General features: G+C 58.1%; 23 protein-coding genes and 1 pseudogene. 22 read left to right on the top strand and 2 right to left on the bottom strand.

What is annotated here, in order from left to right:
* From ACYVB2_RS08965 to ACYVB2_RS08900, 14 genes are all read left to right on the top strand, one after another.
* Nucleotides 1-152, top strand: a 152-nt coding sequence (locus tag ACYVB2_RS08965; RefSeq protein ID WP_460536226.1) for an EF-Tu C-terminal domain-related protein, incomplete at its 5' end; no start/stop codon positions are given.
* Nucleotides 153-178: 26 nt separating this feature from the next.
* On the top strand, nucleotides 179-490 hold the full coding sequence (gene rpsJ / locus ACYVB2_RS08960; RefSeq protein WP_003059431.1) for a 30S ribosomal protein S10: 312 nt from the start codon (nucleotides 179-181) through the stop codon (nucleotides 488-490).
* A gap of 199 nt (nucleotides 491-689) precedes the next feature.
* On the top strand, nucleotides 690-1,364 hold the full coding sequence (gene rplC / locus ACYVB2_RS08955; protein ID WP_382431791.1) for a 50S ribosomal protein L3: 675 nt from the start codon (nucleotides 690-692) through the stop codon (nucleotides 1,362-1,364).
* Nucleotides 1,364-1,984, top strand: a complete 621-nt coding sequence (gene rplD / locus ACYVB2_RS08950) for a 50S ribosomal protein L4 (RefSeq protein ID WP_382431792.1) — start codon at nucleotides 1,364-1,366, stop codon at nucleotides 1,982-1,984. Before rplC ends, rplD begins: the two co-directional genes overlap by 1 nt.
* On the top strand, nucleotides 1,981-2,295 hold the full coding sequence (gene rplW, locus ACYVB2_RS08945; RefSeq protein WP_382431794.1) for a 50S ribosomal protein L23: 315 nt from the start codon (nucleotides 1,981-1,983) through the stop codon (nucleotides 2,293-2,295). The genes rplD and rplW overlap by 4 nt, the downstream gene beginning before the upstream one ends.
* 2 nt (nucleotides 2,296-2,297) lie before the next feature.
* A complete protein-coding gene (rplB, locus tag ACYVB2_RS08940; protein ID WP_382431796.1) occupies nucleotides 2,298-3,122 on the top strand; it encodes a 50S ribosomal protein L2 in 825 nt (274 codons plus the stop codon).
* Nucleotides 3,123-3,132: 10 nt separating this feature from the next.
* On the top strand, nucleotides 3,133-3,411 hold the full coding sequence (gene rpsS / locus ACYVB2_RS08935) for a 30S ribosomal protein S19 (RefSeq protein WP_024813777.1): 279 nt from the start codon (nucleotides 3,133-3,135) through the stop codon (nucleotides 3,409-3,411).
* A 9-nt stretch (nucleotides 3,412-3,420) separates the two neighbouring features.
* Nucleotides 3,421-3,753 carry a 50S ribosomal protein L22 gene (rplV, locus tag ACYVB2_RS08930; RefSeq protein WP_005796970.1) on the top strand — a complete coding sequence of 111 codons (333 nt, stop codon included), beginning with the start codon at nucleotides 3,421-3,423 and terminating at the stop codon, nucleotides 3,751-3,753.
* A gap of 14 nt (nucleotides 3,754-3,767) precedes the next feature.
* Nucleotides 3,768-4,640, top strand: coding sequence for a 30S ribosomal protein S3 (gene rpsC / locus ACYVB2_RS08925; RefSeq protein WP_382431800.1), 873 nt, complete (start codon nucleotides 3,768-3,770; stop codon nucleotides 4,638-4,640).
* Between the two features lie 3 nt (nucleotides 4,641-4,643).
* Nucleotides 4,644-5,060: a 50S ribosomal protein L16 gene (gene rplP / locus ACYVB2_RS08920; RefSeq protein WP_382431801.1), complete on the top strand. Its 417-nt coding sequence runs from the start codon at nucleotides 4,644-4,646 to the stop codon at nucleotides 5,058-5,060.
* Nucleotides 5,061-5,077: 17 nt separating this feature from the next.
* Nucleotides 5,078-5,272: a 50S ribosomal protein L29 gene (rpmC, locus tag ACYVB2_RS08915; RefSeq protein ID WP_382431803.1), complete on the top strand. Its 195-nt coding sequence runs from the start codon at nucleotides 5,078-5,080 to the stop codon at nucleotides 5,270-5,272.
* A 9-nt stretch (nucleotides 5,273-5,281) separates the two neighbouring features.
* Nucleotides 5,282-5,551: a 30S ribosomal protein S17 gene (rpsQ, locus tag ACYVB2_RS08910; RefSeq protein ID WP_382431805.1), complete on the top strand. Its 270-nt coding sequence runs from the start codon at nucleotides 5,282-5,284 to the stop codon at nucleotides 5,549-5,551.
* Nucleotides 5,552-5,627: 76 nt separating this feature from the next.
* Nucleotides 5,628-6,134 carry a peroxiredoxin gene (locus ACYVB2_RS08905; protein ID WP_382431807.1) on the top strand — a complete coding sequence of 169 codons (507 nt, stop codon included), beginning with the start codon at nucleotides 5,628-5,630 and terminating at the stop codon, nucleotides 6,132-6,134.
* A 114-nt stretch (nucleotides 6,135-6,248) separates the two neighbouring features.
* The gene (locus ACYVB2_RS08900) at nucleotides 6,249-7,400 is read left to right on the top strand and encodes a magnesium transporter CorA family protein (protein WP_382431809.1); all 1,152 of its coding nucleotides are present in this window, start codon (nucleotides 6,249-6,251) and stop codon (nucleotides 7,398-7,400) included.
* Between the two features lie 27 nt (nucleotides 7,401-7,427).
* On the opposite strand, the gene ACYVB2_RS08895 is transcribed toward ACYVB2_RS08900, so the two are convergent.
* Nucleotides 7,428-8,120: a dienelactone hydrolase family protein gene (locus ACYVB2_RS08895; RefSeq protein WP_382431811.1), complete on the bottom strand. Its 693-nt coding sequence runs from the start codon at nucleotides 8,118-8,120 to the stop codon at nucleotides 7,428-7,430.
* 174 nt (nucleotides 8,121-8,294) lie between these two features.
* On the opposite strand from ACYVB2_RS08895, the pseudogene ACYVB2_RS08890 reads away from it, so the two are divergent.
* From ACYVB2_RS08890 to ACYVB2_RS08860, 7 genes and pseudogenes are all read left to right on the top strand, one after another.
* A pseudogene (locus tag ACYVB2_RS08890) lies at nucleotides 8,295-8,927 on the top strand (MarC family protein).
* Nucleotides 8,927-9,544, top strand: a complete 618-nt coding sequence (locus ACYVB2_RS08885; protein ID WP_382431815.1) for a response regulator transcription factor — start codon at nucleotides 8,927-8,929, stop codon at nucleotides 9,542-9,544. Before ACYVB2_RS08890 ends, ACYVB2_RS08885 begins: the two are co-directional and overlap by 1 nt.
* A gap of 18 nt (nucleotides 9,545-9,562) precedes the next feature.
* On the top strand, nucleotides 9,563-10,966 hold the full coding sequence (locus ACYVB2_RS08880) for a sensor histidine kinase (RefSeq protein WP_460536196.1): 1,404 nt from the start codon (nucleotides 9,563-9,565) through the stop codon (nucleotides 10,964-10,966).
* Nucleotides 10,967-11,073: 107 nt separating this feature from the next.
* Nucleotides 11,074-12,639: a methyl-accepting chemotaxis protein gene (locus ACYVB2_RS08875; protein WP_382431819.1), complete on the top strand. Its 1,566-nt coding sequence runs from the start codon at nucleotides 11,074-11,076 to the stop codon at nucleotides 12,637-12,639.
* Nucleotides 12,640-12,843: 204 nt separating this feature from the next.
* On the top strand, nucleotides 12,844-14,406 hold the full coding sequence (locus ACYVB2_RS08870; protein ID WP_382431821.1) for a methyl-accepting chemotaxis protein: 1,563 nt from the start codon (nucleotides 12,844-12,846) through the stop codon (nucleotides 14,404-14,406).
* A 103-nt stretch (nucleotides 14,407-14,509) separates the two neighbouring features.
* Nucleotides 14,510-15,574: a homocysteine S-methyltransferase family protein gene (locus ACYVB2_RS08865; protein ID WP_382431823.1), complete on the top strand. Its 1,065-nt coding sequence runs from the start codon at nucleotides 14,510-14,512 to the stop codon at nucleotides 15,572-15,574.
* Between the two features lie 87 nt (nucleotides 15,575-15,661).
* Nucleotides 15,662-16,477 (top strand): hypothetical protein, encoded by an 816-nt coding sequence (locus ACYVB2_RS08860; protein ID WP_382431825.1) that lies wholly within the window; start codon nucleotides 15,662-15,664, stop codon nucleotides 16,475-16,477.
* Between the two features lie 9 nt (nucleotides 16,478-16,486).
* Here the strand turns inward: ACYVB2_RS08860 and ACYVB2_RS08855 are convergent, their stop codons facing one another.
* Complete coding sequence (locus ACYVB2_RS08855) at nucleotides 16,487-18,415, bottom strand: sigma-54-dependent Fis family transcriptional regulator (RefSeq protein ID WP_382431827.1); 1,929 nt, start codon at nucleotides 18,413-18,415, stop codon at nucleotides 16,487-16,489.
* 361 nt (nucleotides 18,416-18,776) lie between these two features.
* On the opposite strand from ACYVB2_RS08855, the gene exaC reads away from it, so the two are divergent.
* Nucleotides 18,777-20,297, top strand: a complete 1,521-nt coding sequence (gene exaC / locus ACYVB2_RS08850; RefSeq protein WP_382431829.1) for an acetaldehyde dehydrogenase ExaC — start codon at nucleotides 18,777-18,779, stop codon at nucleotides 20,295-20,297.
* The last annotated feature ends 21 nt before the right edge of the window (nucleotides 20,298-20,318 follow it).

Below are 20,318 nucleotides of genomic sequence, written 5' to 3'. Positions count from 1 at the left end.
CCGAAGGCAAAGAAATGGTGATGCCTGGTGACAACGTGTCAATCACGGTCAAGCTGATCAACCCCATCGCTATGGAAGAAGGTCTGCGCTTCGCTATCCGCGAAGGCGGTCGTACCGTCGGCGCTGGTGTGGTTGCCAAGATCCTCGCGTAATCATTGCAAGCACAAGGAAGATAACCATGTCCAAGCAAAAGATCCGCATCCGTCTGAAGGCTTTCGATTACAAACTGATCGATCAGTCTGCCGCCGAAATCGTTGACACTGCCAAGCGCACTGGCGCTATCGTCAAGGGCCCCGTACCCCTGCCGACCCGCATGAAGCGTTTCGACATTCTGCGTTCGCCCCACGTCAACAAGACCAGCCGCGACCAGTTTGAAATCCGCACCCACCAACGCCTGATGGACATTGTCGATCCTACCGACAAGACCGTGGACGCGCTGATGAAGCTCGACCTGCCTGCTGGCGTGGACGTCGAAATCAAGCTGCAATAAGCAACGCCCTTCGGCGCAATATGCGCCGAACCCGTGAAGCCATAGCGCGAACTTGCTTGCAAAAGCAGTTCGCGCTATACTTTGCGGCTTCGCCCTTTGCATTGCGCAAAGGGCGGAGTTTTATCAACCGTCTTTCATGCACTTGTGTGCAACGCCAAGGCCAATTGAAGTCGCGGCGGTGGAAGTTTTGGAGAAACAAATGAGTCTGAGCAACTCCCTGGGGTTGCTGGGCCGCAAGGTGGGCATGATGCGTCTGTTCACTGATGATGGGGACGCAGTGCCCGTCACAGTGGTGGATGTGTCCAACAACCGCGTGACCCAGGTTAAAACCCAAGAGAACGATGGCTATGTGGCTTTGCAAGTCACTTTTGGCGCGCGCAAAGCTTCGCGTGTCACTAAGCCAGAAGCTGGCCACTTGGCCAAAGCCGGTGTCGAAGCTGGCGAAATCATCAAAGAATTCCGCGTTACCGCTGAAACCGCTGGCAAGTATGCCGCCGGTGCTGCCGTGCCGGTCACTGATGTGTTTACCGTAGGCCAAAAAGTGGACGTGCAGGGCACTTCCATCGGTAAGGGCTACGCCGGTACCATCAAGCGCCACAACATGGCCTCGCAACGTGCTTCGCACGGTAACAGCCGTTCGCACAACGTGCCCGGCTCTATCGGTATGGCACAAGACCCCGGTCGCGTGTTCCCCGGTAAGCGCATGACGGGTCACCTCGGTGACGTCACCAAGACCACGCAAAACCTCGATGTCATTCGCATCGACGAAGCGCGTCAACTGCTCTTGATCAAGGGCGCCATTCCCGGCTCTAAGGGTGGGTTCGTGACCGTGCGTCCCGCTGTCAAGGCCACCGCTGCCAAAGGAGCGAACTAATGCAGCTCGAACTCCTGAATGATCAAGGTCAGGCCGCATCCAAGTTTGATGCCCCCGAAACCGTGTTTGATCGTCCTTACAACGAAGATCTGGTACACCAGATTGTTGTGGCTTACCGCGCCAATGGCCGTCAGGGCACCCGTGCTCAAAAAGACCGCCAACAGGTTCGTCACTCCACCAAGAAGCCCTTTAAGCAAAAGGGTACTGGCAACGCGCGTGCTGGTATGACTTCCTCGCCACTGTGGCGTGGGGGCGGTCGGATTTTCCCGAACATGCCCGACGAAAACTTCACCCAGAAGATCAACAAGAAGATGTATCGCGTTGGCATGGCCACCATCTTCTCGCAGTTGGCTCGTGAAGGCCGCCTGGCTGTGGTCGATTCGCTCAAGCTCGAATCGCCCAAGACCAAGGTGCTGGCCGACAAGTTCAAGGCCATGAACCTGCAATCGGTCATGGTCATTTCTGAAGAAGTTGACGAAAACCTGTACCTGGCTTCGCGCAATCTGGCCAACGTGCTCGTGGTCGAGCCTCGTTATGCCGATCCCGTGTCGCTGGTGCATTACAAGAAGGTCATCGTCACCAAGGGCGCAATCGACAAGCTCAAGGAGATGTTCGCATGAGTAGCCCCAAGTTTGACGAAGGTCGTCTGATGCAGGTGCTGGTTGCTCCCATCGTGTCCGAAAAGGCCACCATGGTTGCAGAAAAGTCCAATGCTGTGACATTCAAGGTGCTGCAGAACGCTACCAAACCCGAAATCAAGGCCGCTGTGGAATTGATGTTCAAGGTTGAGGTCAAGGGCGTGTCTGTGGTTAATACCAAAGGCAAGACCAAGCGTTTTGGCAAGACCATCGGCCGTCGCGACAATGTGCGCAAGGCCTATGTGACGCTCAAGCCCGGTCAAGAGCTGAACCTGTCCGGGGAGGCCGCTTAATCATGGCAGTCATCAAAATGAAACCCACCTCGCCCGGCCAACGTGCTGTGGTGAAGGTTACCCGTGACCACCTGTACAAGGGTGACGGCTACGCCCCGCTGCTGGAACCCCAGCACCAAAAGGCTGGCCGTAACAACAACGGTCACATCACCACACGCCACAAGGGCGGTGGTCACAAGCACCACTACCGCGTGGTGGACTTCAAGCGCAACAAGGATGGCATTGCCGCCAAGGTAGAGCGCATTGAGTACGACCCCAACCGCACGGCCCACATCGCTTTGGTGTGCTATGCCGATGGTGAGCGTCGTTACATCATCGCTCCCCGTGGTCTGGAAGTGGGCAGCACGCTCATGTCCGGCTCCGAAGCGCCTATCCGCGCTGGCAACACCCTGCCCATCCGCAACATCCCCGTGGGTTCGACCATCCACTGCATCGAGCTCAAGCCCGGTGCCGGTGCGCAAATCGCCCGCTCGGCTGGTGCTTCGGCCACTCTGCTGGCCCGTGAAACCACCTATGCCCAAGTGCGTATGCGCTCGGGTGAAGTGCGCAAGATTCACATCGAGTGCCGCGCCACCATCGGTGAAGTTGCCAACGAAGAGCACAGCCTGCGCCAACTGGGCAAGGCTGGCGTCAAACGCTGGATGGGTATTCGCCCAACAGTGCGCGGCGTGGCCATGAACCCTGTCGATCACCCCCACGGTGGTGGTGAAGGTCGTACGGGTGAAGGCCGTCATGCTGTCGATCCTTGGGGCAATCTGACCAAGGGTTATCGCACCCGCAACAACAAGCGCACACAAAACATGATTGTGTCGCGTCGTAAGAAGTAAGGGGTAGCAAATGACTCGCTCTCTCAAAAAGGGTCCGTTTGTTGACCATCACTTGCTGGCCAAGGTCGAAAAAGCCATTGCCACCAAGGACAAGAAGCCAGTGAAGACCTGGTCGCGTCGCTCTATGGTTCTGCCCGAGTTCATCGGTCTGACCATCGCTGTGCACAACGGCAAGCAACACGTGCCGGTGTATGTCACCGACCAGATGGTGGGCCACAAGCTGGGCGAATTCGCCCTGACGCGCACCTTCAAGGGTCACCCCGCGGACAAAAAAGTCCAGAAGAAATAAGGAACGACCATGTCTGAAACACGTGCAGTCCTCCGGGGCGTCCGTCTGTCGGTGGACAAGGGCCGTCTGGTCGCCGATTTGATTCGCGGCAAGAAAGTGGACCAAGCCCTGAACATCCTGACATTCACGCAGAAAAAAGCTGCTGGCATCGTCAAGAAGGTTCTGGAATCGGCCATTGCCAATGCAGAACACAATGATGGTGCTGACATCGACGAATTGAAGGTCAAGACCATCTACGTCGAACAAGGCACCACGCTCAAGCGCTTCACCGCGCGCGCCAAAGGTCGCGGCAACCGCATCAGCAAACCCACGTGCCATGTGTACGTGACGGTTGGCAACTGAGGCCAAGGAAGACTATGGGACAGAAAATCCATCCTACCGGCTTCCGCCTGGCGGTCAGCCGTAACTGGGCAAGCCGCTGGTACGCCAGCAACCGTGACTTCGCTGGCATGCTGGCTGAAGACATCAAGGTGCGTGAGTACCTGAAGGCCAAGCTCAAAAACGCATCGGTCTCGCGTATCCTGATCGAGCGCCCCGCCAAAAACGCCCGCATCACCATTTACTCGGCTCGTCCGGGCGTGGTGATCGGCAAGAAGGGTGAAGACATCGAGAACCTGAAGAAGGAACTCGCCGTTCGCCTGGGCGTGCCAGTGGCTGTGAACATCGAAGAAGTGCGCAAGCCCGAAATCGATGCCAAGCTGATCGCTGACTCGATCACCCAACAGCTCGAAAAGCGCATTATGTTCCGCCGTGCCATGAAGCGCGCTATGCAGAACGCCATGCGTCTGGGCGCCTTGGGCATCAAGATCATGTCGTCGGGCCGCCTGAACGGTATCGAAATCGCCCGTACCGAGTGGTACCGCGAAGGCCGTGTGCCACTGCACACCCTGCGCGCTGACATCGATTACGGCACTTCCGAAGCCAAGACCACCTATGGTGTGATCGGCGTGAAGGTCTGGGTTTACAAGGGTGATACCTTAGGCCGCAATGACCTGCCCGCTGTCGAGACACCCCGCCCCGAAGAAGAGCGTCGCCCACGTGGCCCCCGCCGTGATGGCCGCCCCGGTGGCGACCGTGCCGGTGCAGGCCGTGGTGGCCGCCGCCCTACCGGTAGCAATGCCGCCCCTGCCGATGGCAGCGACAAACCCGCCGGTGCTGGTGCCGATGCCGTTAAGCGCGTTCGTAAAACAGACGCGCCCGCTACAGCAGCGGACGGAAAAGGAGAATAAAACATGCTGCAACCTGCTCGCCGCAAATACCGCAAGGAGCAAAAAGGCCGTAACACCGGTGTTGCCACCCGTGGCAACAGCGTGGCCTTTGGCGACTTCGGCCTGAAGTGTACCGACCGTGGCCGCTTGACTGCGCGCCAAATCGAATCGGCACGTCGTGCGATTTCCCGTCACGTTAAGCGTGGTGGCCGCATCTGGATCCGCGTGTTCCCAGACAAACCCATTTCTACCAAGCCCGCCGAAGTGCGTATGGGTAACGGTAAGGGTAACCCTGAGTACTACGTGGCCGAAATCCAGCCCGGCAAGATTGTGTTCGAGATCGTCGGCGTGCCCGAAGAACTCGCCCGCGAAGCCTTCCGTCTGGCAGCTGCCAAGCTGCCCCTGCGTACCACTTTCGTGGCACGCATGGTTGGCCAGTGATTTCAGGAGAAACTGATATGAATACTACTGAACTGCGCCAAAAAGACGTTGCCGGTATCAAGGAAGAAATCAAGGCTTTGCAAAAAGCCCATTTCGGCCTGCGTATGCAAAAGGCAACCCAACAGCTGGGCAACACAGGCACCCTGAGCGCCACGCGCCGTGCCATCGCCCGTGCCAAGACCATTCTTGCTGAAAAGCAAGCCGCCAAGTAAGGAGCCCACATGACGGAAGCTAAAAAATCCCTCAAGCGCACCTTGATTGGCAAGGTGGTCAGCGACAAGCGTGCCAAGACCGTGACCGTGCTGGTCGAGCGTCGTGTCATCCATGAGTTGTATGGCAAGATTGTTGGTAAGTCGAGCAAGTACCACGCGCACGACGAGAACAATGAGTACCATGTCGGCGACGTGATCGAGATCACCGAAAGCCGTCCTCTGTCCAAGACCAAGAACTGGGTTGCTACCCGCTTGGTACAAAAGGCTGGTTTGCTGTAAGCCTAAGCGCCCATCAGCCAGCATAGCTGCCCAAAACGACCCACAATGTGGGTCGTTTTTCTTTTTGGAGCATCACATGATCAAAGTTGGAGACACCCTGCCCGCAGCCACCCTGATGGAATACATCGAAGTGGAGGGCAATGGCTGTAGCCTTGGCCCCAACGCGGTCGATGTGCAAAAGGCGACAGCAGGCAAGACCATTGCTATTTTTGCGGTTCCTGGTGCTTTTACCCCCACCTGCTCGGCACAGCATGTGCCTGGCTTTGTGGCCCAAGCAGCAGCGTTCAAGGCTGCAGGTGTAGACGAAATTTGGTGCATTGCAGTCAATGATGCCTTCGTGATGGGAGCTTGGGCGCGTGACCAAAAAACCGCTGGCGCGGTGCGGATGCTGGCCGATGGCGATGCCATCTTTACCAAGGCCACCGGCCTGACACTGGATTTGACGGGCAAGGGCTTGGGCTTGCGCAGCAATCGCTATTCCATGCTGGTCAAGGATGGCCAAGTGGTCCAGCTCAATGTAGAAGAGGGTGGCAAATTGGCCGTGAGCGATGCGGCTACCTTGCTGAATCAAGTGCGCAACTGATTTTTTGTCCCCCCATCGCCTACAGGCTGTCTGCCTGTGGCAGGCTTCTGCTCTGCAAATGCCTCCAAAGCTGTACTGGCGTTGGAGGCATTGTTCTATTCCCACACAAGTGCTATGCGGATCTTTCACCTTCATGCAGGGGGCGTTCGGGAGCTGGAGTCTTTGCCCACACAGCTTCCCGCTCAAGGTTTTTTCTGGGTGGCCTGTGCCCGGCCAGCGTTTCAGAGCCAGTTGTCGGGTATCCAGCACATGTTGCAGAGCCTGACAGGCATTCAGCTGGTGGAGTTGCACATCTCTGACCTGCTCAATCCTCAGCTGCCATCGCATTATGACTACACATCACAATACGATCTGCTGGTGTTTCGCCGTTTGGCTTCGGCAAGTTCCACAGTGCCTAGTAGCCAGCCTGACACGCCCTCATCTCCGCCACGTAAACACAACGGCCCTCCGGTCTTGCGCCGTATCGACACCAACCCAGTGGGGTTTGCTGTGTTTGATCAAATCGTTCTCACGGTACACCCAAACGATTGCTCGGTGCGTGAGGCCTATGCTGCTCGCTTGTTAGCCACGGCCGCCACGATGGGGGTTGAAACATCCGATGGGCGCATCGTGGGTGCTGGACAAGGAACACGGCTCCCCACCGGTACAGCAGACCTGATGCTGCGGCTGGTGAATCTGATGGTGGATGGTTATCTGGATTTGCGCCGTGAACTGACACGCCAGCTCGACCACTGGCAAAGTGAGCTCCTCAAACCCCGCACCCGATTTGTCAATTGGAATGCCCTGCTGGACACCCGGTTGGCACTGCACCACTTGGATGAAATCTGCGAAGACCAACGCAGCGCCATACAAGACTGGATTGATGCCCTGCAAACCTGGCCTGCCCCCGCCACAGCGGCAGAACTGCGCGAACGTGATTTGCTACAGGTGCGCAGCCGTGACGTGCTGGAACACATTGAGCGCGTGGTGCACCATGTGCGCCGCTTAGAACAAAGCACTGAAACCACGGTGCAAATGCACTTTTCAGTGCAAAGCAACCGCACCAACGACATCATGCGCACCCTGACAGCCTTGACGGCCGTTTTTTTGCCGCTGAACCTGATTGCAGGCATCTTTGGTATGAACTTCGAATTCTTACCCCTGATTCACCGACAACACGGCTTTTGGTGGGCCATGGGGGCCATGTTGGTCATGGCTTTATCTTTGATTGTCTTTTTTTGGCGCAAACGCTATTTGGCAAACACCCCCAGAGAGCCTATGCACTGAACGCCACGGCACACTGCGCCCCCTACATCAAGACAGGTGCTGCTCAAAAAAGGCCAGCGTTCGGTTGCGCGCACTGACTGCGGCTGCATCATCGTAGGCAGCACGCTGGTCGCAGTTGAAGCCGTGGTCAGCATCGTAGACATGCGATTGCACCTCGGGGTGCTGGGCCGCAAAAAGCTGCACACCTTCTAAAGGAATCCAACGGTCTTGGCGGGCAAAATGGGCCAGCACGGGGCAACGCGGCTGACGGGCCATTTCGGCCAAGCTCGTCATGCCACCGCCGTAATAACTGACCGCAGCCGACAGCCCGTCCAGTGCCGAGGCAGCACGCCAAGCCATCAATCCTCCCCAACAAAAACCGACTACACCGACCGGACGGCCACTGCGGGCAGCAGCATGGTCAATAGCGGCTTGAATGTCGGCCAAAACGCCCACACCAGGCAATTGCTCTGTCGCGGTCTTGAGGGCTATACCCGTTTGCATGGCATCTGGGCCATAACCCAAATCCACATCGGGTTGGACACGGGAAAAAAGTGCCGGAGCCACGGCCAAATAGCCCCTGGCAGCAAAACGTTCGGTCACGGCACGGATGTGGCTGTTGACACCAAAGATTTCCTGCAATACCACCACTGCCGCACGGGGCATGCCAGTAGGCGTAGCCTCCCAAGCAGGGCAGTGGAAGCCATCATTTGATTCCAGTGCGATCCATTGACTTTGCATAAGTGAAGACTTTCTGTTCTAAATCAAAGAGAAAAGAGAAAAATACAGCAGCCAGATGATTGAATACGGCACACTGGCGGGTTGTCCTATGTCTTGTAGGAAAAGCATGTTGCTATCCACCCCTGCGCTTGCACACCTCCAAGCCCAGACGATCTCGCCTTACCAGGAGAGTGCATGGACTTGAAGCCACTTTTCACCCTGTTGTTTGTGGTCAATCCATTGGCCATCGTGCCATTCTTTATCCACTACACCCACGGCTTTTCGGCACCACAACGCCAGCGCACCATTCAGGTAGCCGCATTCAGTGTATTTTGCGTGATTGCAACCTGCGCCTTGCTGGGCCTCTAGATTTTGGAGTTCTTCAGCATCTCTTTGCAAAGCTTTCAGGTAGGTGGTGGGCTGCTGCTGTTGAGCAGTGCCATGAACATGCTCAACGCCCAACCTGCCGAGGCCAAACCCCATGCCAATGAATTAGAGGCAGGGGCGGAAAAAGCCGCCGCTGGCGCCAGCATCGCCGTGGTGCCACTGACTATTCCACTGCTGACAGGCCCAGCCACCATGTCAACCGTGGTGATTTATGCCGATAGGGCGCAAACCTTTTGGCAACACACAGCATTGGTGGGCTATGGCTTGGTGATTGCCGCCGCCACTTATCTGTGCTTTTCGCTGGCCCAACCCATTGCCAGGGTGTTAGGCCAAACAGGTATCAATGTGATGACACGCATCATGGGGTTGATCTTGGCGGCACTGTCGGTCGAGGTGATGGCCCTGGGTTTGGTCAAACTATTTCCGGTATTGGCGGGGTAATGGGCATTCAAGGCCATATTTATTTGGTGGACGACGATGTGGCGGTGCGCGCTTCGTTGTCGCGGATGTTGGAGTATCTGGACTACAGCGTAGAGTCCTACACCTCACCGCAGGCTTTTCTGGAGCACTCACTGCCGATTGCACCGGCGGTGTTGCTCTTGGACATGCGCATGCCACAAATGAACGGGTTGGCTCTGCAACACGAATTGCTGCGGCTGGGGCGCAGCACGCCCATTGTGTTTATCTCGGGGGAGAGCCAAACGCAGGAAGTGATTGATGCCTTCAAGGGGGGCGCCATTGATTTTCTGCTCAAGCCCTTCAATATGGATGACCTGCTGCGGGCCATCCAACAGGCGATGGCCCGTGACCGCGAGCAGTTCAAGACCTACCGCGACACGATGGATGTGCAGCGCAGCTACGAGAGTTTGACGCCCCGCGAACGGGCTATCTGCCAATTGGTGGTGAAGGGGCTGATGAACAAAGAAATTGCCGACCACTTTCAGTGCAGCCTGAAAACCGTCAAGGTGCATCGCGCGCGGGTGATGGACAAGATGGGTGCCACCTCGCTGCTAGAGCTGGCCGAGAAGATGCGCGACCTGCCAGACCAAAGCCTGTAACGCTAGAGCCTCCTGCGCATGTTCAATCTGCCAACGGCTTACCTGCTGGTGGGTCTGATGTATTTGGTCATGCCTACGGTGGCCTGGGCCGTGCTGTCGGGCCTGCGCTCACGTTCGGCGTGGCTATGGTGTACAGGCAGTGCGCTGTTTGGTGTGGGGGTGGTGCTGCTGGGGTTGCGCCCACACATTGCAGAATGGGCGGCCTACCCTTTGGCCAATGGGCTGATGTTCTTGGCTAATCTGGTGCGTGCCCAAGCATTGCTTTATGAACTACAGCGCCCACCCTGGCGCAGGCAATGGCTGCTAGGGCTAGGGGCAGGGTTTGTGATTGGATATGAATGCCTGCGGCTTGGACTGGATGAGTATCCAACCCTGCGCTTTCTGTGGTCATCCACCACCTTAGCGGCTACTTTCTTTTATATCAGCCTGCTGTGTTGGCAGATTGGGCGGCGTGAGACCTCGCGCAGCGCCCACTGGGTTGCAGGCACCTATCTGGCGGTGGGCAGTGCGCTGGTGTTGCGCAGTTTGGCAGTGGTGAACGGTGTTTCCGAACCCAATGCGTTGTTTGGTGGCTGGGACAGCTTATTCACTATCGGTGCCAGTCTGATCAGCTCGGTGGTGGGCAGTGTGGGCTTTATTGGCATCTTTTTGGAGCGCGCCCGACACAATGACTTGGCTACAGCGGCAGAACGCGCCAAACGAGCAGAAAACGAGCGGTTGAGCGCCCAAATTGCCCAGCTTGACCGCCAACGCAGCCTAGGTGCCATGTCGGCCTCGTTGGGGCACGAACTCAACCAACCCCTGACGGCCATTTTGCTCGATGCCCAGATGGGCCTGCATGGGCTGGCACAAAACCGTCTGGATACAGCACAACTGCACAAGCTGTTGCACCACATTGAGGCCAACACCCAGCGGGCCAGCCACATTATTGAGCGCATTCGCAGCTTTATCCGGCCCGTGCCAGAGCAATACAAACCTGTGGAATTGGGCCAGCTGGTGCAAGACGTGGCGCAGCTGTTGGCCTGCGAGGCCCGCCGGTGCAACGTGGAGTTTGCTTTTGTACTGCCCCCCACAGCGGTATGGGTGCAAGGGGATGATATTCAACTCTCGCAAATCGTACTCAATGTGTACCGCAATGCCATTCAGGCCATGATGGGCCAACCAGAGCCGCGCCAAATAACAGTGACGGCAACCCCCGTGCCAGGCTGGATGCTGTTGCATTTCTGCGACACCGGCCCCGGTTTAACCCTAGAGGCAATAGCCCAAGCGGGTCAACCTTTTTTTAGCACCAAGGCCGATGGATTGGGCTTAGGACTTTCCATTTCACGAACCATTGCCGAGCGCCACGGGGGCACGCTAGAGATTGCCAACCACCCACAGGGCGGCGCACAGGTCGAACTGAAACTGCCTGCCCCACATTGAACCAAGTGCTCTGCACAAGGTCATTGCCCCTGGGGGCAATAGTGTTTCCAATTGTTTTCATATTTACTTGTTCCGCATTGAGATTAGCCCGCTGATAAAGCTTAACAATGCGTACCAATTTGCCTGTGAGCAACCAGGAGTTCGATTACTCCAGTGATGAATTTTTGATGTCGACCACCGACCCCCAAGGTCGGATCACACATTGCAATGCTGCGTTTGCCCGCGTCAGTGGCTTTTCGATGGACGAGTTGATGGGCCAACCACACAACTTGGTGCGCCATCCAGACATGCCTCCAGAGGCCTTCAAGGACATGTGGAACACCATTGGCAATGGCCGTAGTTGGATTGGCCTGGTCAAGAACCGGCGCAAGGATGGTTCGTTTTACTGGGTGCGTGCCCACGTTACGCCGCTGATGGAAAACGGCAAGCCCATGGGCTATATGTCGGTGCGCATGAAGCCCACCCGCGAGGAAGTGCAAAAAGCCCAAGCGTTGTACGCCCGCATCCGCCAAGAGCGGGAGTCGGGGCGGCATACCTTTAGGCTGCATTCAGGCCATGTGCGTTTGAACGGCTGGCGCGACTGGGTGGGGCGCCTACAGCGTGCTACTTTCACCCAACGCCTGGCCGCCATGCTGGTGGTGCCTTTGCTGGCTGTGCCCTTGCTGCCTTGGGCTTTGGGTTGGAGCACACTGGAGGCGGTAGTTTTGCAAAGCGGGCTAGGGGCCGTGCTGTGCGGTTGGATACTGTGGCGCTTTCACCGGCGTATCACACAGGGGCTGAACGATGCCCACCAACTTGCCAATGACATTGCGGGCTGTAGTTTGTCCGCCCCCTATCGCCGCATTGATGGCCGCCATCCCGTGGCACTGCTCATGGAGCGTTTGCAGCAAATCCAAGTGAATCTGCGCGCGATTGTGGGCGATGCCAGGGCCGAAATCAACGGATTTGGTCATATTGCCAGTGATATAGCCCAAGGTGGACAAGAGTTGGCCCGGCGCACTGAATCCCAAGCCAGCAGTTTGGAAGAAACCGCAGCAACCATGGAAGAGCTGGCCAGCACGGTGCGCCAATCGGCACAAACGGTGCAAGAGGTGCTCCAGAAAAGTGAGAACAGTGCAACCTTGGCCCGCCACGGTGGTGAGGCGGTGAGTGAGATCAGTGCCGTGGTGCAATCCATAGCCCAATCATCACAAAAAATGGGGCAAATCATTGCCACCATTGAGGGCATTGCCTTCCAGACCAATATTTTGGCTTTGAACGCAGCGGTAGAAGCCGCCCGCGCGGGTGAGCAGGGCCGGGGCTTTGCCGTGGTCGCCAGCGAGGTGCGGGCACTGGCCCAACGCAGCGCCACAGCTGCCCGAGAAATTGGCGAGTTGATCCGTGAGTCTGGCGCCCATACCCGACATGGGGCCGAAAAAATGGACACAGCAGGCGAAACGATTGCCCAAGTGGTGCAATCGGTGGCCCATGTAAACACCCTGATCAATGAAATGGGCGTGGCAGCCAAAGAACAGGCACTGGGGATTTCACAGGTGAATGATGCCGTGACCGACTTAGACCATGTGACACAGCAAAATGCCGCATTGGTGCAAGAGTCGGCAGCAGCGGCCCAAGCCATGAGCCAGAACTCTGGCTTTTTGGGGCGCACGCTGGCCGTGTTTCGGCTGGGTTAAAGGCCATCAACGGGGGTGTGGGCTGGTGGGTGGCACGGCAAATTGTTACATCTCAACCCCATCAGGTGAGACACTGGTCTGGGTTCCTTCATAGAATCAAAGGCCGTAGTGCTCACATGGTCATTGTCCCCTGAGGCAAGGGGGTCTGTGGGCGTTTTGGCATCTACTGCGCTGTATCAAGATTCGCCAAGTGATTGCCCCAGAATGCGTACCAATTTGCCCGTGAGCAACCAGGAGTTTGACTACTCCAGCGATGAGTTTCTGATGTCTACCACCGATCCGCAAGGACGGTTGACCCATTGCAATGCCGCTTTTATCCGGGTCAGTGGCTTCTCAATGGAGGAGCTGATGGGCCAGCCGCACAACATTGTGCGCCACCCAGACATGCCCCCAGAGGCCTTCAAGGACATGTGGAACACCATTGGCCACGGACGCAGCTGGATTGGTCTGGTGAAGAACCGGCGCAAGGATGGTGATTTTTATTGGGTACGCGCTCACGTCACACCACTGATGGAAAACGGCAAGCCGATGGGCTATATGTCGGTGCGCATGAAACCCACCCGCGAGGAAGTGCAAAAAGCCCAAGCGTTGTACGCCCGGATTCACCAAGAGCGGGCATCCGGACGGAAAACCTTCCGGCTGCATTCGGGCCATGTGCGCATGAATGGCTGGCGCGACTGGGTGGGACGCATGCAGCGCGCCACTTTCACCCAACGTCTGGCGGCCATGCTGTTGCTGCTGCTGGCACTGCCACTGCTACCCTGGGCCTTGGATTGGACAGGCCTGCCCGCACTGGCTTTGCAAGGGGGGCTGGGGGCCGTGATTGCGGCGCTGATTTTGTGGCGCTTTCACCGGCGCATTACGCTGGCTGTAGCCGATGCCAACCGACTGGCCAGCCAGATTGCCAGTTGCAGCGTTTCGGACAAATACCATCAGGTCGATGGACGCCACCCGATGGCCTTGCTGATGGAACGTTTGCAGCAAATACGGGTGAACCTGTGGGCGGTGGTGCATGATGCACGGGCCGAGATCAGCGGCTTTGGTCATATCGTCCACGATGTAGCCCAAGGCGCCCAAGAACTGGCCCGGCGCACGGAAGCCCAAGCCCGCAATCTGGAACAAACCGCAGCCACCATGGAAGAGCTGGCCAGCACGGTGCGCCAGTCCAACGCAACGGCCCAAGAGGTGCTGCGGCAAAGCGAGCACAGTGCCACACTGGCCCGCATTGGCGGCCAAGCCGTGGGCGAGATCAGCACTGTGGTGCAATCCATCACGCAGTCATCACAACAGATGGTGCAGATCATCTCCACCATCGAAGGCATTGCGTTTCAAACCAATATTCTGGCCTTGAATGCCGCCGTGGAAGCGGCACGGGCAGGAGAACAAGGCCGGGGGTTTGCCGTAGTGGCAGGAGAGGTACGGGCGTTGGCCCAGCGCAGCGCCACAGCGGCACGGGAAATTCGCAACCTGATCAGTGAATCGGGGGCACACACCCAACGTGGGGCCGAAAAAATGCAAGCAGCGGGCGAGACGATTGCCCAAGTGGTCGAGTCAGTGACCCATGTGAATGCCCTGATGGGCCAAATGGGGATCGTGACCAAAGAACAATCTGACGAGCTGCTACAGATTAATGAGGCGGTCATGAACTTGGATCAGGTCACGCAAGAAAACGCTGCCTTGGTGGAACAATCCGCAGCCACCGCCCAAGCCATGAGCCAAAACACTGGGGTATTGGGGCGTACGCTGGCCGTGTTTCGCCTGCGCTAAGCCTGCACAAGACAAGGGCGCAGCGAAGCAGGGACAATCGGTGGCTTGCAGCCTATGGGCTGCTGGCCTTTATTTACCCTGATTTTTCTGTTGCGATCTGCCCATGCAAGCACCCCACTACACCCGTGCCGCCCAGCTTCCGGCCCTTTTGGCCCAACGCATCGTCATTTTGGATGGCGCCATGGGCACCATGATCCAGCGTTTTAAGTTGGGCGAAGCCCAATACCGGGGCGAAGGCTACAGTGGCCCAGATGGGGCCGGGGAGCGGTTTAAGGCGTTTGCACGCGATGTGAAGGGCAACAATGAGCTGCTCTCGCTCACCCGCCCCGATGTGATTCGCGACATCCATGAACGCTACTTGGCTGCCGGGGCAGATCTGATTGAGACCAACACTTTTGGCGCCACCACCATTGCCCAAGAAGACTACGGCATGGCAGAACTGGCCCACGAGATGAACCTGCGCTCGGCCCAACTGGCGCGTGCGGCTTGCGATAAATTCAGTACCCCTGAACACCCACGGTTTGTGGCTGGTGCCTTGGGGCCAACACCCAAAACGGCCAGCATCAGCCCCGATGTGAACGATCCTGGCGCGCGCAATGTAGATTTTGAACAGTTGCGGGCCGCTTACTACGAGCAGACACTGGCACTGATAGAAGGCGGTGCCGATGTGTTGCTGGTAGAGACTATCTTTGACACCCTGAATGCCAAAGCGGCACTGTTTGCCATTGAAGAGGCGTTTGAGCAAACGGGCGAGCGCCTGCCCATCCTCATCAGTGGCACCGTGACCGATGCCTCGGGGCGCATTTTGTCGGGCCAAACGGTGACAGCGTTTTGGCACAGCGTGCGCCATGCGCAGCCACTGGCGGTGGGCCTCAATTGCGCCTTGGGTGCTGCACTGATGCGCCCATATATCCAAGAGTTGAACCGGGCTGCGCCAGATACCTTTATCAGCTGCTACCCCAACGCTGGACTGCCCAACCCGATGAGCGATACGGGCTTTGATGAAACGCCCGAGGTGACCAGCCGCTTGGTGCATGAATTTGCCGCCGAAGGCTTGGTCAATATTGTGGGGGGTTGCTGTGGCACCACGCCCGACCATATTGGTGCCATTGCCAAGGCAGTGGCCCAAGTGCCTACACGCCAGATGTTCTACCCGGCACAAGCCTGAAGGGTGCCCTGGGGCTGGAGGGGGCTGTGCATCAGCCCCCCTGCTGCCTATACTGAAAACCTCCTGTCACTTTTTGGGGGATCTTTCATGCAGCGTCGCCAAAGTCTTGCTTGGTTGAGTGCGGGTCTGTGGGGTGGATGGGGCTCTGTGGCCCATGCCTATCGTCCGGCACCTGTGCAATACCGTAATGCCCTGACTACAGCCCAAGGGCAATTGCTGTCGGTAGAGGTGGTGAGCCACCAACGCCGCAGCCAAAACCTGCCTATTTTCCAGAAGCAGCGCCGCTGGTATGTGGGGGGTGAACATGGGCAGCCTTATGCCTTGCTGTTACGCAACCATACGGGTGGCCGCTTGCTGGTGGTGGCTTCGGTCGATGGCCTCAATGTGCTCACTGGCGAGCCTGCCGCCGCAGAGCAGACCGGCTACATCATCGAGCCACAGAGCACGGTGTTTATTGAGGGCTGGCGCAAGTCGCTGGATACGGTGGCCCAGTTTGTCTTTACCACGCCCGACGATTCGTATGCCGAACGCACAGGCCAAGGAGGCAACACGGGGGTGCTGGGTTTTGCTGTCTTTGAAGAAGTTGCCCCACCGCCGCCGCGCTACCAACGCCATGACAGTGCCAAGAGTGCGCCTATGGCGCCAGCGCCTGCAGCCGAGAGTCGTTCAGACATGGGCACTGGGCATGGGGAGCAGGTGCATTCGCCGGTACGGGAGACGCATTTTCGGCGGGCCAGTCGCCGCCCCGCCGAGACCTTGCAGATTCAATACGCCAGCTTGGCACAACTGGAGCGACGCCGGATTGCCCTGCGAGACATTTGGCAACCCAATCCAGCAACCCAAGAGCCCAACCCCTTTCCGGGAGAAGGCCGTTTTGTTCCCGACCCACCACCACGACGCTGAGCCAGGATGTCAATGTCCATGCTCTCGCAAGCGGCGGTAAAGTGTTTGACGGCTGATGCCCAATTGCCGCGCAGCCGCTGAAACGTTGCCCTGATGGGCCTGCAAAGCCTGCGCAATGGCCTGTTGGGACAGTGTCTGCAAGCTGGCAGCGGGCAACACGGAGGGCGGTGGCGGAGGAGTAGGGGTGCTGTCTTGCAAGACCTGTAGGCTTTGCAACACATCGTCGGGCATGTGGCTCCAAGAGATGCACTGCTCGTGCGGCTCCAACAAGGCCACAGCGGTGCGCAGCACATTGCTGTATTGGCGCAAGTTGCCGGGCCAGTCGTAGCGGGCCAATGCCTGCATCAAGGTGGGGTCTAGGTGCAAGCCCGGTGGGCCATCAAGTTCGGCCAGCAGGTGGTGTGTCAGTGCATGCAGATCTGTGCGTTCTCGCAAGGCAGGCAGTTGCACCGTCAGGCCATTGATGCGGTAGTACAAATCACTGCGAAAACGCCCCTGTTCCACTGCAGCCCGCAAAGGCTGGTGGGTGGCGCAAATCAGCCAAAAGTCCACTGCCACAGGATCACCACAACCCAGCGGCGTTACTTGGCGCTCCTGCAACACACGCAACAGCCGGGTTTGCAAAGACAAGGGCATGTCGCCAATCTCGTCCAAAAATACGGTGCCGCCTTGGGCCTGACGCAAGCGCCCTGGAGAGCCTTGTTTGCGAGCGCCTGTAAACGCCCCCGGTGCATAGCCAAACAGCTCTGATTCGATCAAGTGCTCGGGCAAGGCAGCACAGTTGATAGCCACAAAGGGGGCATCGCGCCGGGGCGATGCCTCATGGGCCGCCTTGGCAAACAGCTCCTTGCCCACGCCCGACTCACCCAATACCAGCAGCGGAATAGACTTGGCCGCCATGCGCCGCGCTTTGTCGGCGGCATTGCGCCAACGCAGATCGCCGGTATCTCGTTGGGCCAAAGCATCGGCAGTAGTGACTGCTGGGGCTGGGGTGACAGGCACCGACAAATTGCTGCGGGGTGCTTGCACTTGGGCATACAGCAAATGGCCGGCCCCTGTGCGCAGCAGCAAGGGGCCACCCGCTGTGCGTGGATGCCCATGCACCTGCTGCAAGGCGGTAGCAAAGCATTGGCCCCACGATGTGCTGCCCAAGGCAGTAGCCCTGAGCCCCAACAACTGCAACGCGGGCCGGTTGGCCCCTACCAACCAGCCCGCATCAGACAACGCAATCAAGCCTTGGGCAATGGTGCCCAACCCCTCGGGCTGCGGATGCAGCTGCAACACTGTGTGGTGTTGGCAACCCGACAGCAGCAAACTGTTTTCGATCATGCGGGCCGCCGTGGACACCAGTCCCAACGTGTGGGGATGGCGGCTGCGCTGGTCTCCCGAAATGTCCAAAATGCCCGCCAGCTCTCCTGTGGCCGAAAGAATGGGAGCGGCCGCACAGGTCAGGAAGCCATTGCGCTCCAAATAGTGTTCGGCGCCATGGACTTCAATGCCATCGACTTCGGCCAGAGCCGTGCCAATGGCATTGGTGCCGCGCTGGCTTTCGTGCCATGAAGCACCACAGGCCAAGGCCACCCGTTCAACCTTGCTCAAAAAGTCCAAATCACCCAAGGTGTGCATCAACACTCCTTGGCTGTCGGCCAAGATGACCATGCTATGGCTCTGGCGCACCTGGGCAAACAGGTATTCCATGATGGGCAAAGAGTGGCGAATCAGGCCGTGGTTTTGCACCTGCATCTGTTGCAGCGTGCGCGGGGGCAGTGGGTCAAGTTCGGCAGCACAGCCCAAGGGTTGCAGGCCTGCCGAAAAACTGCGCTGCCAAGAACGCGCCAACCGTGCATCCAGCATGTCTGGGGGGCAGCAGCCACTTTCTACCAATTGGTGCCGGGCTTGGCGCAACAAGGTCGCGGGCAACAGGGGTGGGGCGCGCATGGGTGTCTCCGATAGCAGATAGGGCGGCCTGCGAATAGGGCAAGAGAGAGCCAGTGTATCGGGCATGGCCGCCCCTGTGCATCTGGGAAACACCCAGCTTGCGGACAGGTGTTGCACTTTGGAACACCTGTCCAGGAACAGGTGTGGACAACGGCACCACCACAGACAGTAGACAGGTACCTCACACCCAGAAAAAAGCCCGAGTTCGGGCCAAGATACAGCCCCTTGCATGGGGGAATACCCGAGGTTTTGTGGCCTTTCTGTGGCAGTGGCCCATGCTGGCACAGGTCTTGCGCAAGGCATGGCGGTGCTACTGCCTGCGGGCAGCGCAACCGTTCAGAACTTTCACGGAGACAAGACCATGATCTATGCAGCCCCCGGCGCCGAAGGCGCCAAGATTCAGTACAAGCCCCGTTACGACAACTTTATTGGCGGCCAATGGAAAGCTCCGGTGGGTGGCCTGTATTTTGATGTGGTCACACCCATCAATGGTCAGGTGTACACCCAGGCAGCGCGCTCCACAGCAGAAGACATTGATCTGGCACTGGATGCCGCCCATGCCGCCTTTGCCAGCTGGGGCAAAACCGATGCCGCAACCCGCTCCAATATCCTGCTGAAGATTGCCGACCGCCTAGAGCAAAATTTGGAGCTGCTGGCCTACGCCGAAACCGTGGACAACGGTAAGGCCATCCGCGAAACGCTCAATGCCGACCTGCCACTGGCGATTGACCATTTCCGCTATTTTGCCGGTTGCCTGCGCTCGCAAGAAGGCGGCATCTCTGAGATTGACGAACACACGATGGCCTACCACATCCACGAGCCACTGGGCGTCGTGGGCCAAATCATCCCGTGGAACTTCCCGATTTTGATGGCCGCTTGGAAACTGGCCCCAGCACTGGGCGCAGGCAACTGCGTGGTGCTCAAGCCCGCCGAGTCCACGCCCATTTCTATCCTGATTTTGGCCGAGTTGATTGCCGACCTGCTGCCACCGGGCGTGTTGAATATCGTCAACGGTTTGGGCCGCGAAGCCGGTATGCCCTTGGCTACCAGCAAGCGCATTGCCAAAATTGCCTTTACTGGCTCGACCGCCACGGGCCGTGTGATTGCCCAAGCCGCCGCGCAAAACCTGATTCCAGCCACGCTGGAGCTGGGCGGCAAATCGCCCAACATCTTCTTTGCCGACATCATGGACAAAGACGATGATTTTCTGGACAAGGCCATCGAAGGCTTGGTGCTGTTTGCCTTCAACCAAGGTGAAGTGTGTACCTGCCCCAGCCGGGCGCTGATTCAAGAATCCATCTACGACCGCTTTATGGAGCGCGTATTGCAGCGCGTGGCCGCTATCCAGCAAGGCAGCCCGCTCGATACCAACTCGATGATGGGTGCGCAGGCCTCACAGGTGCAGATGGAAAAAATCCAGTCTTATTTGGAAATTGGCCGCCAAGAAGGGGCCGAATGCCTGATCGGTGGTGCCCGCGCCGAGCTTGAAGGCGACTTGGCCGGTGGCTACTACATCCAGCCCACGCTGTTCAAGGGCCACAACAAGATGCGCATCTTCCAAGAAGAAATTTTTGGCCCGGTGCTGGCCGTCACGACCTTCAAGGACGAAGCCGAGGCGCTCGCCATTGCCAACGATACCCCCTACGGTTTGGGCGCTGGCGTTTGGACGCGCAATGGCAATCTGGCCTACCGCATGGGCCGTGCCATTCAAGCGGGCCGCGTGTGGACGAACTGCTACCACGCCTACCCCGCCCATGCCGCTTTTGGGGGCTACAAGGAGTCGGGCATTGGCCGTGAGACCCACAAGGTCATGCTAGACCACTACCAACAAACCAAAAACCTGCTGGTGAGCTATAGCGAGAAGAAACTGGGCTTCTTCTAAGAGCGGGCCTGAGTGGCCGCC

Source organism: Giesbergeria giesbergeri, assembly GCF_054779375.1.
This window is presented reverse-complemented; position numbering and strand designations above follow the sequence as displayed.